A 15,888-nucleotide genomic window follows, 5' to 3' on the forward strand; every position below is an offset into this window, starting at 1 on the left:
CCCCACCATATGAGGCTCTTCTATGTGGTCTATATCTGGTTTTGCGGGCTGTTGGTGGGGGGGGGCTGTAACCCCCCGGGGGGGGGGGGGCCCCACCCCCCCCCCCCCGCCGCCTCCGTGCGCATCCGCGCCATGGAGGAGACCCTCGGGGCCGCGCTGCTGACGCGGGGGCGCCAGGGGGTGGTGCCGACGCCGGCGGGGCGGTCGCTCCTCGCCCATGCGCGCGGGCTCCTCGACGGGATCGACCGGATGCAGGAGGACCTGGCCGCCTTCTCGGGCGGCACCGTGGGGCAGATCCGCCTCGTCTCGAACACCAACGCCCTCACGGAATTCCTGCCCGAGGTCCTGAGCGCCTTCCTGGCCCGTCAGGCCGGTGTCAGCGTGGACATCGAGGAGCGGACCTCGGACGAGATCGTCGGGCTGGTGGCCGAGGGCTCGGCCGATCTCGGTATCGTCGCCGGCACCGTCGATACCGGCGCCCTGGAGACCTATCCGTTCCGACAGGACCGCTTCGTCATGGTGGCGGCCACCGGGCACCCCCTGGCGGCGCGCGCCTCGGTCGCCTTCGCGGAGGTGATTGAGCATCCCCTGGTCGGCCTCGACCGGACCAGCGCCCTCACCCGCTTCCTGGCCGACAAGGCCACGCGCACGGGCCGGCCTCCGATGCGCCTCCGGGTGCAGCTGCGCAGTTTCGACGCGATCTGCCGGCTCGTGGCCTGCGACGTCGGCCTCGGCATCGTCCCCGAAACCACTGCGGCCCGGGCCGCGCGCACCATGGCCCTCGCCATCGTGCCCCTGGAGGATGCCTGGGCCCTGCGCGATCTCACGATCTGCCTGCGCTCGCTGGACGATCTGCCCCGGTTCACGCGGGATTTTGTGGCTCACCTGCGCGGTTGAGGCGGCTTTCCGACCCCGGGGGCTCCCATCCGGGGCGCGGCTTCGGTACAAACCGGCTCGGGCTCCCGTTCGAGGGCGCCATTGTTCGGGGGAGTTCGCCGGCCACATGCAGGATTCGACGTCCTCCGCGCCCGACACCTCCCTGGTCGATCCCGACGTCCACGTGGAGAGCTTCCGGCAAGCCCGCGAGGCGCGCCGGCTGGAACTCGTCGAGGATTACGTCGAGCTCATCGCCGACCTGATCGGTGATGGCGGCGAGGCGCGGCAGGTGGATATCGCCGCGCGCCTCGGCGTGGCCCAGCCGACCGTCGCCAAGATGCTGAAGCGCCTCGCCGAGGACGGCCTCGTGCAGCAGCGCCCCTATCGGGGCGTCTTCCTCACGGAGGCCGGGCAGGCCCTGGCCGTGCAGAGCCGCGAGCGCCACCGCATCGTCGAGCAGTTCCTCTGCGCGCTCGGGGTCAGCCCCGAGATCGCCCGCCGCGACGCCGAGGGCATCGAGCATCACGTCAGCGCCGAGACCCTGGAAGCCTTCCGTCTGTTCACGGCCAGATCCGCCTAGGGTCCGTTCGGATCCCGGCGGGGCCGGTCAGGCCGGGGTGGCCTGGAGCGGAGCCGCATGCTCGGGCATCGGCTCACCGTCCGGTACCACGTCCACCTCGACCTTGAGCTTCTGCGGGCCCGAGGCGGAAACGATGCCGTCGATGGGGGACACGTCGGTGTAGTCGCGTCCACGGGCCACGACGATGTGATCGTCGCACATGCCGATGCCGTTGGTGGGGTCGAGGCCGATCCAGCCGTCCCCGCACCAGACCGAGACCCAGGCATGGCTCGCATCGGCGCCGCGCAGGCGCGGACGACCGGCGGGCGGGATCGTCCGGAGGTAGCCGCTGACATAGGCGGCCGGCAGGCCGAGGCCGCGCAGGGCCGCGATCATGATGTGGGTGAAGTCCTGGCAGACGCCGGCCCGGAGGGCGAAGGCCTCGGCGAGGGGCGTGTGCACGGTGGTGGCCTTCGCGTCGAAGGTGAAGTCCGCCCGGATCCGCTGCATCAGGTCGAAGGCGCCGCCATAGGCGCTCCGGCCCGGGGGAAAGCTCGCCCTGGCATAATCCGTCACCTCCGGCACCAGCGGCACGCGCAGGCTCGGGAATTGGAAGTGCACCGGCCGGTCCGGGCCGAGGCCACGCCCATTCACCGCCTCGTCGCGCACCTGCTCCCAAGAGCGGCCGGACTCCGGCGGCGGCGGCGGATCGCGCTCGACCCGAACCCGCGACAGGGCCTCCACCCGCAGTTCGGTGTGGGGCGTGTCGATCGTGACCGCGGTGGCATCGAGACCGAAATAGTCGCGCCGGACGATGCGGGTCCGCGGATCGGGCGTGATCGTGAGGCCGCTCTCTAGCACGGTCTGCCCCTCCCCGTCGCGCGGGCGCAGGCGCAGGGTGCAGCGGGCGAAGCGCACGGGGCGGGCGTACCGGTAGGTGGTGAGGTGACGCAGCGTATAGATCACGCGAGCCCCACGAGCTTTTCCGGGCGCAGGGCATGCGGTCCGTTGGGGAAGTAGCGGGTGGCCACGGCGTCGGCGAGGCCCTCGACCTCGTTCTCCAGGCGCATCAGGGCGGCGCCGTCGAACTCCGCCGCCTCGCCGGTGGCGAACTCGGCCAAGAGCTTGGAGGCGATGCGCTGGTGCGGCTCGGGCAACCCGTCGGCCCGCAGAACCGGAAGCTGGCCGAGATGCCGGGTGATCGCCTCGAGCTGGAAGGCGACCGAGCGCGGATTGAACGGATCAAGGAGCACCATGTCGCGCACCGGATCGAGGGCCACCCCCTGCAGGTAGCGGGCACCGAACGAGACGTGCGAATCGCACAGGGACAGCATCACGCCGAGGTCCTCGGCGCTGGCGCCGTCGCCGGTGAAGCGGGTGGCGAAGCTCAAGGTGTTGATGGCGCGCTCGATCCGGCGGCCGAGATCGACGAAGTGCCAACCGGTGGTGCGGTTCATGTTCTCCTGGGCGAGACCCGACAGGGCCGCGATGTGGCTGAGGGCGCGTTCGGCGAGGCCCAGGAGCTGCGCTTCCGGCAACGCCTGCCCGGCCTCGATCTCCAGGACCTCCTTCAGGTCCGCCAGCGCCCGCCAGGCTTCACCGGAGAGACGCTCGCGCAGGGTCGCGGCGTTGATCCGCGCGGACAGGCTGTGGCGCAGGGCGGAGCCGTGGGCGTCGTGGCCGCCGAGGGCCTGCTGGGCCAGGGCCGCGGTGGGCAGGTCGGGGGCCTCGATGGCCCCCCACTCGTCAAGGAGTGCACGAATGCGCAGCGCGGTGGGCGCCTTCGCGTCGCCCGCCATGTCGGCGATCACGGCGGAACCGACGCTGCCGAGATGCGCGAGGACGAGGCGGATCACCGCCTCGGCCCGCTCGACGTAGCGCCCGAACCAGAACAGGTTGTCGGCCGCCCGCGACGGCAGGTGCCCGGCGATCCGGCGCACCCGCGCCGGCCCGGTCTGAATCAGGGTGACCGGCTCCACGGGATCGCGCGACAGGATCCAGACATCGGCCGACTTGATGCCGGCGCGCATCTCAAGAGGCTCGACATCGGGCCGCTCCGAGATGCGGCAGAAGCCGCCCGGCATCACGCGCCAGCCCTCGGGCGTCGCCGCCGCGAAGACCCGCAGCACGAAGGGCCGCGGCACTAGGCGCAGGGAGCCGCCGCTCGGATCCCAGGCCGGCATGGTGGCGAGCGGCATCGTCTCCTGGGCGACGTAGTCGAAAGGCCGGTCGCGCAGGGCCGCGCGCAGGCGGTCGCGCTCGGCATCGAGGGCGTGCGGGGCCAGGATCGCGTCGCGGACGGCTCCCTTCGGAGGCGTCGCCACCGGACGCAGGCTCAAGCTGTCGAGCCGGTCGCGGATCTCGGCCAGCGCCCGCGGATCGCCGCACCACCAGGTCTTCGGCCCGGCGAGTGTCAGGTCCCGCCCGAGGAGATGCCGTGCGATGCCGGGCAGGTAGGCGGCGAGCGCACCGGATTCGAGGATGCCCGAACCCGGCATGTTGCCGACGACGAGGTTGCCGTTGCGCAGGGCTTCCACGATGCCCGGGACGCCGAGGCGCGAGGCCGGGTTGAGCTCCAGGGGGTCGAGGTAGTCGGAGTCGATGCGCCGCCAGAGCACGTCCGCCCGCTTCAGGCCGGAGACGGTGCGGATGTGCAGGGCTCCGTCCTGCATCACGAGGTCGTCGCCCTCCACCAGGAGCAGGCCGAGATAGCGGGCGAGCGCGGCCTGCTCGACATAGGTCGAGCTGAAAACCCCTGAGGTCAGGAGGCAGATGCGCGGGTCGCTGCGCTGCGCACCCACCGCGAGGCCATCGCGAAAGGCCTGGAAGAAGGCGGCCAGGCGCTCGACCTGCAGGTCGGCATGGAGGTCCGGGAAGGCGCGGGTGAGGACGAGCCGGTTCTCCAGGGCGTAGCCGGGCCCGGAGGGCGATTGCGTCCGGTCGGCGAGCACCCGCCAGCGCCCGTCGGGCCCGCGCGTCACGTCGGCGGCGTAGAGCTTGAGGAAGCGGCCGCCCGGCGGCGTGACGCCGACCAGGGGGCGCATGAATTCCGGGCTACCCGCCACCACTGCGGCTGGCAGCAGGCCCTCGGCCACAAGGCGCTCCGGGCCGTAGAGGTCGGCGAGGATCGTCTCCATCAGCGCGGCGCGCTCGACGATGCCGGCGCTCAGCGTCTCCCAGTCCGCCTGTTCGAGGACGAGCGGCAGCGAGCCCAGCGGCCAGGCATGCTCGCGCTTGTCGCCGTAGATCCGATAGGAGATCCCGGTGTCGCGGATGCGCCGGACCGCCGAGATGAAGCGGGCGCCGATCTCGACCTCGTCCATGCCGCCGAGCTGGTCGAGGAATCGCGGCCAGGCCCCCTTGGGACGGCCCTCGTGATCCATCAGCTCGTCGGGGACGTCCCGATGTGGCCGGTATGCGGAGGTCCAGCGCGCGAGGCGCTCGGCCCGTCCCTGTATCTCCGCCGCGGCCGCTGCGCTCATGGGAGGGCGAATCCCGGGGGTGCGGGGGTGCGCAGGTCGAGCGTCATCGGAAACTCGCGATTGGTCTCTTCGGGCGGCATCGCGATCTTGCCGGGGGTGTGGCCGTGGGCCTGGAAGCGCGCGAGGCGACGCCCCTCCGCCTCGTAGGTGTTCACCGGGAAGGTCTCGTAGTTGCGTCCGCCCGGATGGCTGACATGGTACCGGCAGCCGCCCAGCGACCGGCCGCTCCAGGCGTCGAGGATGTCGAGGGTGAGCGGCGAGTGCGCGGGAATCGTGGGGTGCATCGAGGAGGCGGGCTGCCACGCCTTGAAGCGCAGGCCGGCCACCGCCTCGCCGGCGGTCCCGGTGCCGGTCATCGGCAGGCGCCGGCCGTTGCAGGCGATGACGTGCCGGCCGGGCACGTAGCCCTCGACCTTCACCTGCAGACGCTCTACCGACGAGTCCACGTAGCGCACGGTTCCCCCGATCGCGCCCTCCTCGCCCAGCACGTGCCAGGGTTCGAGGGCCTGGCGGAGCTCCAGCTTCACGCCGCCCTGCTCCACCGTTCCGAAGACCGGGAAGCGGAACTCGCGCTGCGCCACGAAGGCCGCCGGGTCGAAGTCGTAGCCGGCCGCCCGGAGGTCTTCCAGCACGCCGAGGAAATCGGCCCACAGGAAGTGGGGCAGCATGAAGCGATCGTGCAGGCCCGTGCCCCAGCGGACACAGCCGCCTTCCTGCGGCTCGCGCCAGAGCCAGGCGACGATCGCCCGCAGCAGGAGCTGCTGCGCCAGGCTCATGCGCGGGTCCGGCGGCATCTCGAACGAGCGGAATTCGAGGAGCCCGAGGCGCCCCGTGGGGCCGTCCGGCGAGTAGAGCTTGTCGATGCAGATCTCGGACCGGTGGGTGTTGCCGGTCACGTCCACGAGGATGTTGCGGAAGATGCGATCCACGAGCCAGCGCGGGATGTTGGGCTCGTCGGGCTTCGGCACCTGCGCCATGGCGATCTCGAGCTCGTAGAGCCCATCGTGGCGCGCCTCGTCCATGCGCGGCGCTTGGCTCGTCGGACCGATGTAGAGGCCCGAGAACAGGTAGGACATCGCCGGGTGGCGCTGCCAGTACAGCACCAGGCTCTTCAGGAGGTCGGGCCGGCGCAGGAACGGCGAGTCGTCCGGTGTCGCGCCGCCGAGCACCACGTGGTTTCCGCCGCCGGTGCCGGTGTGTCGGCCGTCGGTCATGAACTTCTGCGCGCCGAGGCGGATCTGCCGGGCATCCTCGTAGAGGTCGGTGGTGATCCGCACGGCGTCGCGCCAGGCCGCGGCGGGATGCACGTTGACCTCGATCACGCCGGGATCGGGCGTGACTTTGATGACGTTGAGGCGCGGGTCGAAGGGGGGCTCGTAGCCTTCGATGTGGAGCGGCTGCTTCAGCGCAGCGGCCGTCGCCTCAAGATGGCCCAGGAGCTCCAGGTACTCGTCGACCCGCTGCAGGGGCGGCATGAAGACGTGCAGGATGCCGTCGCGCGGCTCCACCGCGAAGGCGGTGCGGACCGCGACGCCGGTGACGCCGGAGCCGTTGACGGTCTCGGGGCCGGGATGGCCCTCGGGGAGCGGGGCGCGGGCTTCCAGCGTGTCCTGCGGCTGGTAATAGGGATAGTGCTCGGGCGGCACGAAGGGCAGCGAGGACAGGGGCAGGCGGTAGCCCACCGGCGAGTCGCCCGGCGTCAGGAAGGCGTGGCCCCGGCGAAAGTCCCACGGCTCCGAGATCCAGAGCCGGTCGGAATCGCTCGCCTTGCCGGTGGGCAGGCTCGCCAGCGGGAGGGCATAGCCCGCGGCCTCGCCGAGACCGCGCGCGAAGACACGTGCCATGCGGGCATTGGTCTCCGGGTTCGGGTAGTGCGGCTCCGCCGTCGTGACGTTGGGGGGCAACTCGTCGCGCTTGTCGGACCAGTAGACCGGATCCTCGAAGGCCGGGAACACGTAGGCCCCGAGGCCGAGGCGCTTGGCGACTCCGTCGATCAGGGCCTTGGCCTTGTGGATGTCGGCGTCACGGGCGCCGTCCTCGGGGGCGATCAGGCCGGCATCCTTCCAGACCGGCACACCGTCCCGGCGCCAGTACAGGGCGAAGGCCCAGCGTGGCAGGCTCTCGCCCGGATACCACTTGCCCTGGCCGTAATGCAGCATGCCGCCGGGGGCGAAGCGATCGCGCAGGCGACGGATCAGCTTGTCGGCGAGGCCGCGCTTGGTCGGACCGACGGCGGCGGCGTTCCACTCGGGCGACTCGAAGTCGTCGATGGAGACGAAGGTCGGCTCCCCGCCCATGGTCAGGCGCACGTCCTGCTCGGCGAGGTCGGTGTCGATGCGGTCGCCGAGGGCGTCCATCGCGGCCCAGACCTCTTCGGAGAACGGCTTGGTGATGCGCGGCGCCTCGGCCACGCGGGTCACCGTCATCTCGAAGCCGAACTCGACGCCCGCCGGCTCGGCGAGGCCGGAGATCGGCGCCGCGGAGGCGTGGTGCGGGGTCGCCGCCAGCGGGATGTGGCCCTCGCCGCAGAGGAGGCCGGAGGTGGCGTCGAGCCCGATCCAGCCGGCGCCCGGCAGGTAGACCTCGGCCCAGGCGTGCAGATCGGTGAAGTCGGTGGTGGTGCCGGCCGGCCCGTCGACGGCGGTGGTGTCGGGGATGAGCTGGATCAAATAGCCCGACACGAAGCGGGCCGCCATGCCGAGGCGACGCAGGATCTGCACCATCAGCCAGGCCGAGTCGCGGCAGGAGCCACTCTTCAGCGTCAGGGTCTCGGCGGCGGTCTGGACGCCGGGCTCCATGCGGACGCCGTAGGTGATCTCCTGCGCCACCTGGGCGTTCAGGGCCACGAGGAACAGGACCGTGTTCTGCTCGGCCGGGAGGCGCTCCAGGAAGGCATCCACCTCCGGCGCCATGGCGTCGTCGAGGACGAGGTAGGGCTTCAGCTCGGCCGTGAGGTCGTCCGCGTAGGTGAAACCGCGGGTCTGGGCATAGTCTTCGACGAAGAAGTCGAATGGGTTGATCACCGACATGTCGGCGGTGAGGTCGACCTCGATCTTCAGCTCGGTGGTCTTCTCCGGAAAGACCAGCCGGGCGAGCCAGTTGCCGTTCGGGTCCTGCTGCCAGTTGATGAAGTGGTTCTCCGGCAGAACCTTGAGCGAGTAGGCCGGAACGGCGGTCCGCGTATGCGGCGCCGGGCGCAGGCGGATCACCTGGGGGCCCAGCGTGATCGGCCGATCGTAGGTGTAGTGGGTGACGTGGTGCAGGGCGGCTTTGATCGACACGGGGGCTCCCGCTGTGACTGGACAGGGCGCCGGGCGGGCGGATCGGCACGCGCCGGCGGCGGAGGGACGGGGCACCACCCTGCGGTGCTCCGAAGAAAGCTTCACCAGAGACATACGCCAACGGAGACCCGCAAGCGATGCCCTTGCGCGTGGGGACCCGGAAGGCCGCCCGCACGACGACCGCCCCATCCTCGCGCCGGGGGATGGCCAGGACGGGTACGGCCCGTGACGGCCTGCAAGTTTCGTGCTCCCGCGGTTCGGCCATGCCGGCCGAGCCCCTGGGCCGGAACTTCGGTCCCCTCCCATGCTTTGCCACCGTATCGCGTGCGGATAGGCTAAGAGGGTTCCCTCGCGGGCGGCATGCGACGCTCCGCGGACAGACAGGAAAGGCGTCCCCCGACGGCTCCATGAAGATCTTCCAGTGCCAGGCTTGCCACCAGCCGATCAGCTTCGAGAGTACCCATTGCGAGAGCTGCGAGCGTCGGCTGGGTTATGTCTGCGACGTCCACGAGATGTCGGCGGTGGAGCCGGTGAACGGCCTCTGGCACGCCTACGCGAATCCGGGTCGCAAGTACCGGTTCTGCGCCAACGCGGATCACGACGCCTGCAACTGGCTGGTCCCGGACGATTCCCCCAACCGCTACTGCGTCACCTGCCGCCACAACCACGTGGTGCCCGATCTCTCCATCGCCTGGAACCTGACCCGCTGGCGCCAGATCGAGGCGGCCAAGCATCGGCTGTTCTATTCGCTGCTGCGCCTCGACCTGCCGCTGATGACCCGTGACGAGAACCCCGCCACGGGTCTCGCCTTTGATTTCCTGGTCGATCCGTCGGAAAGCTATCAGATCGGGCCACCCGTCCTCACCGGGCATCGCAGCGGTCTCATCACCCTCAACATCGCCGAGGCCGACGACGTCGAGCGCGAGCGGCGGCGGATGCTGTTCGGCGAGTATTACCGCACGCTGCTCGGGCATTTCCGCCACGAGATCGGACATTACTTCTGGAACGTGCTGGTGCGCTTCGACCAGAGCCTGTGGACCTTCCGGTCCCTGTTCGGGGACGAGCGGCTGAACTATTCCGGCGCCCTGCAGCGCCACTACGCCCACGGAGCACCGCCGGACTGGGAGGAGAGCTACGTCAGCGCTTACGCCACGGCGCATCCGTGGGAGGACTTTGCCGAGACCTGGGCTCAATACCTCCACATCGTCGACACGCTGGAGACCGCCAGCACCTTCGAGATGCATGTGCGTCCGCGCCTGCGCCACGGCTCGTCCGAGCCGGTGGTGATCGACTTCGACCCCTACCGGATGACGGATTTCAGCCGGATCGTGGAGGCGTGGCTGCCCCTCACCTACGCAGTGAATTCGCTCAGCCGCAGCATGGGCCAGCCGGCCCTGTTCCCGTTCAAGCTGACCCCGGCGGTGATCGCCAAGCTGTCCTTCGTGCACGAACGGATCGAATCGGTCCGCTGCATGGGCAGCTCCGATGCCGACGCGGATGTCCTCAAGGCGGTCATCACGGGCCTGCGCCAGAAGGTGGCGGCCCCCAACGCCTGAGTGCCCGGCCCCGATCGGACCCCCCGGGCGGTCAGGTCGGTTCGATGGCGCGCGGCCGGCCCTCGTCGTCGATGGCCACGAAGGTGAAGGTCGCCTCGGTGACCTGCTCCCGAAACTGGGTGCGGAAGCGCCGCGCCCAGGCCTCGACCTCGATCTTCATGGAGCTGCGCCCCACCCGATCGATCCGGGTGTAGACGCAGAGGACGTCACCGACCCGCACGGGCCGGATGAACGTCATCGCATTCACCGCGACCGTGACCGCCCGTCCCTGCGAGCGCTCCACGGCGGCGATCCCGCCGGCCTGGTCCATCTGCGACATGACCCAGCCGCCGAAGATGTCGCCGTTGGCGTTCGTGTCGGCCGGCATCGCGATGGTGCGCACCGTCAGGTCCCCGCTGGGGCGCCGCGCCTCGTCCGTCTCCGTCATGATCCCGCTCACGTCTCACCCTCGACCGCCCGCAGTGTAGGCCGATGCCGGGCCCTTTGCCGAGGCATCGCGACCGCCTTCAGGGCATCACGTCGGCATATTTCAGGGCACCCGCCAGGATGATCGCGAAGGCGGAGAGAACGAGTTCGAGGGGAACCAATTCCCAGAGTGCGCGCGCCTCGGCGCGGCGGGCCGCAAGGACGTTCATGGCGTAACCTCCGAAGCGAGCCGTTTTGATGTCGGCCGTCTTCCAAGGCAGCAACTTATCGCATCTCGCCGATGGGTCACAGCCATCGGCCTGAAGTTTACTGCTGAAAACGAGGACGGCCCGGCCCTCGTCGTAACGAAGGCCGGGCCGTCGAAGGCTTTGCGTCCGTGTCGGGACGCAGCCGGTTCCTTAGTAGTAGAAGCGGCGCGGGCCGTAGAAGCGACGCGGACCATAGAAACGACGCGGGCCGTAGAAGCGGCGCGGGCCGTAGTAGCGACGGCCGTAGAAGGGGCGCGGGCCGTAGAAGCGACGCGGGCCATAGAAGCGGCGGCGATAGCCGTAATATTGAACCGTCTGCACAGCGGCCGGCGCAGCCTCACTCTGGAGGGCGAGGGCAGGACCGACGGGGGCGGCCGAAGCGCCCTGTGGCGCGGTGGCGGCGAAGCCTAGGGCCAGCAGCGCGGCCAGCACGAGTTTCCTCAGCACGTTCTCAACTCCCTGAATTCTGTCGAGTCTCGACACACCGGCATCCCTCGTCGCGAGGCCCGGATGCAGCAAACGCACGAGGTGCGAAAGCGTTTCCCACGGCTCGGCAAGCGTTGCCGTGATGGTCAACGAAGCCCTGCGTGAGGTTCGTCACGCGATCTTCAGGGTCATGTCCACCGTCGGTGCATCGGCACTGCCCTTCACGAGGCCGATACCGTGCTCGCAATCCTCACGACGCAGATAGGCCTCCGCCGAATCTGCGACGACGTTTCCGTTCTGCGACCGCAGGCGCCAGCGCCATCCGCCGGCGGAATCCCGGTAGAGTTCAAACCGCATCGCCCATGCCTCCGAAGACGCCGGGCTCGATACCCGGCCTGTGTGATGTGGCCCCGCGAAACGGCACGGCAATGCCCGGGGCATCGGACGCGAAAACGCCGCCCCGGAAACCGGGACGGCGCTCGAATGCGTCGGATGTGACGGATCAGGAACGCGGGCCGCGATCCAGCCAGCCGATGGCGCGACCCTCGCCGCCGCCCTGCGGGCGCGGGGCCCGGGGGCGTTCGCCGCGCGGCTCGGCGCGGGGCTCGCCCTGGGTGGCCGGCCGGCGATCGCCGCGGCCGTCCTGCGGACGGGCCGCGCCGTCGGAACGGCTCGGGCGTCCGGAGCCACCGCGGTTCTCACCGCCGCGCCCCTCGAAGCCACGGCCCTGGCCGGGACGGCCGCCCGGGCGGCTGCTCGGACGCTGGCCCTGGCGCTGGCCGGGACGCTGGCCGTTTGGCGCCGGACGGCGCTCCTCGGCCTGGGCGTTGTCCGCCGCCTCCTGGCGAGACGGCGGGGTGAAGCCCTCGGGGAAGGCGCCGACGGGGATCTTCTGGCGCGTGGTGCGCTCGATGTCCCGCAGGTAGGCCTTCTCCTCGTCGTTGCAGAACGAGATCGCGAGCCCGTTCGCCCCGGCGCGCGCGGTGCGGCCGATGCGGTGGACGTAGCTCTCCGGCACGTTCGGGAGGTCGTAGTTGATGACGTGGCTCACCGCCTCGACGTCGATGCCGCGGGCGGCGATGTCGGTGGCGACGAGCACCCGGCAGGAACCGTCCTTGAAGGCGGCCAGCGCCCGCTCGCGCTGCGGCTGCGACTTGTTGCCGTGAATCGCCGAGGCGTTGATCCCAACCTTCTCCAGGCCGCGGACGACGCGGTCGGCGCCGTGCTTGGTCCGGGTGAAGACGAGGACGCGCTCGATCACCGGATCGCGCAGGATGTGGTTCAGCAGGGCCTGCTTCGCCCCGGTATGGGCGAAGATGACCTCCTGGGTGACGCGCTCGGCGGTGGTGGCGACCGGAGTCACCGCCACCTGGACCGGATCGCGCAGGTACTGGTCGGCGAGGCTGGCGATGTTCTTCGGCATGGTCGCCGAGAAGAAGAGGCTCTGGCGCTCCTTCGGCAGCATCTTCACGATGCGCTTGAGGGCGTGGATGAAGCCGAGGTCCAGCATCTGGTCGGCCTCGTCGAGGACGAGGATCTCGACGGCCTCGAGGGTCAGCGAGCGACGCTCGATGAGGTCCATCAGGCGACCGGGGGTCGCGACCAGGATGTCGACGCCGTTGGCCAGCGCCTTCTCCTGGCGGGAGATGGTGACGCCGCCGAACACCACGGTGTTGGTGAACGAGAGGTATTTTCCGTAATCGGAGAAGTTCTCCGCGATCTGGTTGGCGAGCTCGCGGGTGGGCGAGAGCACCAGCACGCGGCAGCCGCGACGGATCGCCTTGCGCGGGGTCTCGGCGAGGCGGTGCAGGATCGGCAGCGCGAAGGCCGCCGTCTTGCCGGTGCCCGTCTGGGCGATGCCGCAGAGGTCGCGGCCCTGCATGGCGGGGGCGATGGCCTGGGCCTGGATCGGGGTCGGGCTCTTGTAGCCGGCCTCTTCCAGGGCGCGCAGCACGGGCTGGGCGAGGCCGAAATCGGTGAATTGGGTCAAGGAGTCACTTTCAGGCAGCGGGACCGTGCCGGACGCCCTCATGGCGAGGGAAATCGTCGAAAAAGGTGGTCGGTCCGTTGAGCTGGAGCCGCCCGCGTGCCGGGGCAGTCCGGGTGCATGCACGTTGAAGAGAGGGGCTCAGGTCGCGCGGGGCCCGCAGAAGCGATCCGGCAATCCGTCACGCAGCCCTCTCAAGCGGAACCATGACGGCCGCTGACGCTGCACCTGCGATATGATCCTTCGCGGGTGCGAAGTCAATGGCCACGTTGACGACGACACAGGCCGTTCGCGTCCATTGCCAACGTCGAGGGCGAATGGCGGACGAACGGATTGACGCGGCGGCAACACTGGCGTGTTACCTCGTTCCACCAGCCGGACCGCCCGGCACTTCACGGGGTCGGATGATCGCGCGCCACACCCTTACCTATGTCGGCTCGCGGGGTGTCGCCGCAGCCCTGAACATGGGCGCCCTCGCGGTATTCACCCGGCTCGCGCCCACGGACGTGTTCGGACTCTACCTGCTCATCCTGTCCTGGGCGCTGGTGCTGTACAGCGCCACCTGCCAGTGGCCGAAATTCTCGTTCTTCGCCCTCTACGCCGAGGAGCGTGCGATCTTGCAGGTCGGCACCGTAGTCCGACTCCTCGGCGCGATGGCGGCGCTCGCCGCCCTGATCGCGGCGTGCGCCGCCGGGCTCGGACTGCTCGAGCCGCACGCCGCGCTCGCGATCTTCGCCGCCGTCTTCGGCATGATGGCCTTCGAGGGCGCCGCCGAGATCGCGCGGACGCGGCTGGAGGTCGGCGCGGTCGCCGTGTCTGTGGTGCTGCGCGCCGTGCTGGTCCTGGCCCTCGGCAGCAGCGCCCTCCTCCTCGGTGGTGGCGCGATCCCGCTGCTGCTGGCCACCGCCGGCGCCAACATGGTCGCGGCCCTGCCCACGCTCTATGTCATCCGCGGCCTGCTGCGGGGCGGCGGGAGCTGGGCGGAGGCGCGGCGCCTCCTCGCCTATGGCTGGCCCCTGGTGCTCTCGTTCGGGGCCGCCGCCCTGGCGCAGACTGCCGACCGCCTCGTGATCGGGGCCAGCATCGGCGTCTCGGAGCTCGGGGCCTACGGCGCCTTCGCCGACTTCCTGCGCCAGAGCTTCGTCGTCTTCGGCGACAGCGTGGCCCTCGCGCTGATCTCGATCGCCAAGCGAGATGCCCGCGACGGCGGCATCGCCGCGGCCGGTCCGGTGCTGGAGGATGCCATCCGCCTCCTCACCCTGATCGCCGCCTTCGGCGCGGTGTTCTTCCTGGCCTTCGACGGCCTCCTCGTCACCCTCCTGCTCGGCCCCGATTACCGCGAGACCGCCCTGCGGGTGGCGCCCCTCCTGGTGGCGGCCAGCATCCTGCAGATGTTCCGGTCGTATTATTTCGGGCAGGTCATCTACTTCACCCAGAAGAGCCAGCTCGATGCGGTCGCATCGCTGACGCTGCTCGTGGCGATCGGTGGCCTTTCGGCCCTGCTCATCCCGCGCTACGGCGTCGAGGGGGCGGCCATCGCCATGGCGACGGGGCAGGCCCTGGCTTGTCTCGTCTTCATCCTCGGCTCCCGTGAGCGCTTCCGCATGCCGGTGCCCCTGCGCGACCTCGCGGCGATCTGCGGCCTGGCCCTGGCCTGCGCCGCGGCGATTGCCGGGCTCGGCCGCCTCCCCCTGGATCCGGGCCTCGCCCTCGGCCTGCGCCTCGCCTGCCTCGCCGCCGTCTCGGCCGGGACCGCGTGGGCGTTCAACATCCTGGGCGTCGCCGACCTCGCGGCGCGCCGCTTCGGTCGCGCCGCTTCATGAGCCGCTCCGCCCAGCGCCAGGTCGCGACCCCCGACGGCCTCGTGGTCGCCCTGCGCCCCCTGGCGGCCGGCGCGCCCTGGATCGCGGCCTGGCACGACCTCGGCCGCCGGCCACTCGTCGACAACCTGTTCTACGATCCCGACTACGCCCTGCCCGCCGCCGGCGCCTTCGGCAGCGGGGTTCAGGTCGCCCTGGTCGGCGACCGCGCCCCGGAGGAGCCCGGCCTGCGGCTCGTCGCGGTCTGGCCCCTGCGGGTGAAACGCTGGCGCTGGGGGCTGCCGCTGCTCCTCGCGATGGGCTGGATGCATGATTTCGGCATCTTCGGCGCCCCGCTCCTCGACGGCGCCGACGCGGGTCGAGCCCTCGACGGACTGCTCTTCGGCCTGCGCAGCCTCATCGGCCCGCGCCTGATGCTGACCCATGTCCCGACCTCCGGCCCTTTCGCGGACCTGCTCTCGGACCGGCTCGGGCGCAACCGCCTTCGCCACGCCCGCTTCTGGGCGCACGAGCGCGCCTTCCTCGACCTGACCGGCCGGGACGCCGGGGCGCGCGCCGCCTATCTCGGGCACCTCTCGTCCCGCAAGCAGCGCAAGCTGCGCCAGGCCTGGGACCGCCTGAACGCGGACGGCCCGGTGGCGTTCGAGACGATCCGCGATCCGGCCGCGCTGTCGGCGGCCATCGACGACTACATCGCCCTGGAAGGCGCCAGCTGGAAGGGCGCGCGCGGCACCGCCATCGCGGGCGACGCGGTCCAGACCCGGATGATGCGCGCCTTCGTTGCCCGCCTCGGCGCCCGCGGGGCGGTCCGGATCGACCGCCTGCGCCGGGACGGCCGCACCCTGGCCGCCGTGGTCAGCTTCACGACGCGCGGCCGGCTCTGGAGCCTGAAGATCTCCTACGATCCCGCCGTCGCCCGGCACTCGCCCGGTGCCCTGGCCTTCCACCGCCTAACCCAGGCCATCCTGGCCGATTCGAAGCTGAGCACGGCGGATTCCTGCGCCCCGCCGGACTATCCCCTCCCCGAGACCTTCTGGAGCGAGCGGCTGGCCCTCGCCCACATCCTGGTCGAGGCACCGGGCGGCGACCGGTTGTTTCCCCTCGCCGTCCGCCTAGAGGGCTGGCGGGCCGGGGCCAATCTCCGCCTGAAGGCCTGGCGCGACCGCCTGCGGGACCGCCTCTCCAGCACTGCCGCGGCCCGGGGCCCCGATCCCGAGGCCTGAAGGT

General features: G+C 70.8%; 12 protein-coding genes and 1 pseudogene. 5 read left to right on the top strand and 8 right to left on the bottom strand.

From position 1 onward, the window contains the following. Window positions 1–108: 108 nt before the first annotated feature. Both AC6EUL_RS02225 and mntR read left to right on the top strand, forming a co-directional pair. Window positions 109–897 (top strand): annotated as a pseudogene (locus AC6EUL_RS02225) (LysR substrate-binding domain-containing protein); the annotation flags it as partial. A 106-nt stretch (window positions 898–1,003) separates the two neighbouring features. Further along, window positions 1,004–1,456: a manganese-binding transcriptional regulator MntR gene (gene mntR / locus AC6EUL_RS02230; protein ID WP_055953004.1), complete on the top strand. Its 453-nt coding sequence runs from the start codon at window positions 1,004–1,006 to the stop codon at window positions 1,454–1,456. A 27-nt stretch (window positions 1,457–1,483) separates the two neighbouring features. On the opposite strand, the gene AC6EUL_RS02235 is transcribed toward mntR, so the two are convergent. The 3 genes from AC6EUL_RS02235 to AC6EUL_RS02245 are packed head-to-tail and all read right to left on the bottom strand — an operon-like array spanning window position 1,484 to window position 8,198. After that, window positions 1,484–2,401: a transglutaminase family protein gene (locus tag AC6EUL_RS02235; protein ID WP_499868628.1), complete on the bottom strand. Its 918-nt coding sequence runs from the start codon at window positions 2,399–2,401 to the stop codon at window positions 1,484–1,486. Next, window positions 2,398–4,917, bottom strand: coding sequence for a circularly permuted type 2 ATP-grasp protein (locus AC6EUL_RS02240; RefSeq protein ID WP_499868630.1), 2,520 nt, complete (start codon window positions 4,915–4,917; stop codon window positions 2,398–2,400). The genes AC6EUL_RS02235 and AC6EUL_RS02240 overlap by 4 nt, the downstream gene beginning before the upstream one ends. Continuing rightward, complete coding sequence (locus AC6EUL_RS02245; RefSeq protein ID WP_499868632.1) at window positions 4,914–8,198, bottom strand: transglutaminase family protein; 3,285 nt, start codon at window positions 8,196–8,198, stop codon at window positions 4,914–4,916. The genes AC6EUL_RS02240 and AC6EUL_RS02245 overlap by 4 nt, the downstream gene beginning before the upstream one ends. Before the next feature lie 407 nt (window positions 8,199–8,605). Here AC6EUL_RS02245 and AC6EUL_RS02250 point away from each other — a divergent pair, with 407 nt between their 5' ends. Further along, window positions 8,606–9,754: a zinc-binding metallopeptidase family protein gene (locus AC6EUL_RS02250; protein WP_056272530.1), complete on the top strand. Its 1,149-nt coding sequence runs from the start codon at window positions 8,606–8,608 to the stop codon at window positions 9,752–9,754. A 31-nt stretch (window positions 9,755–9,785) separates the two neighbouring features. On the opposite strand, the gene AC6EUL_RS02255 is transcribed toward AC6EUL_RS02250, so the two are convergent. The 5 genes from AC6EUL_RS02255 to AC6EUL_RS02275 form a co-directional block, all read right to left on the bottom strand. Beyond that, window positions 9,786–10,181 (bottom strand): acyl-CoA thioesterase, encoded by a 396-nt coding sequence (locus tag AC6EUL_RS02255; RefSeq protein ID WP_056211462.1) that lies wholly within the window; start codon window positions 10,179–10,181, stop codon window positions 9,786–9,788. A gap of 79 nt (window positions 10,182–10,260) precedes the next feature. Then, a complete protein-coding gene (locus AC6EUL_RS02260) occupies window positions 10,261–10,389 on the bottom strand; it encodes a hypothetical protein (protein ID WP_280136479.1) in 129 nt (42 codons plus the stop codon). A gap of 189 nt (window positions 10,390–10,578) precedes the next feature. Then, a complete protein-coding gene (locus tag AC6EUL_RS02265) occupies window positions 10,579–10,875 on the bottom strand; it encodes a hypothetical protein (RefSeq protein ID WP_056211258.1) in 297 nt (98 codons plus the stop codon). Window positions 10,876–11,025: 150 nt separating this feature from the next. Then, a complete protein-coding gene (locus tag AC6EUL_RS02270; RefSeq protein ID WP_056211256.1) occupies window positions 11,026–11,211 on the bottom strand; it encodes a YegP family protein in 186 nt (61 codons plus the stop codon). A gap of 145 nt (window positions 11,212–11,356) precedes the next feature. After that, the gene (locus AC6EUL_RS02275) at window positions 11,357–12,844 is read right to left on the bottom strand and encodes a DEAD/DEAH box helicase (RefSeq protein WP_499868636.1); all 1,488 of its coding nucleotides are present in this window, start codon (window positions 12,842–12,844) and stop codon (window positions 11,357–11,359) included. A 401-nt stretch (window positions 12,845–13,245) separates the two neighbouring features. Here AC6EUL_RS02275 and AC6EUL_RS02280 point away from each other — a divergent pair, with 401 nt between their 5' ends. Continuing rightward, window positions 13,246–14,664, top strand: coding sequence for a lipopolysaccharide biosynthesis protein (locus tag AC6EUL_RS02280; protein ID WP_499868637.1), 1,419 nt, complete (start codon window positions 13,246–13,248; stop codon window positions 14,662–14,664). Beyond that, window positions 14,661–15,884, top strand: coding sequence for a GNAT family N-acetyltransferase (locus AC6EUL_RS02285; protein WP_499868640.1), 1,224 nt, complete (start codon window positions 14,661–14,663; stop codon window positions 15,882–15,884). The genes AC6EUL_RS02280 and AC6EUL_RS02285 overlap by 4 nt, the downstream gene beginning before the upstream one ends. The last annotated feature ends 4 nt before the right edge of the window (window positions 15,885–15,888 follow it).

The organism is Methylobacterium sp. 001424705, from assembly GCF_059816145.1.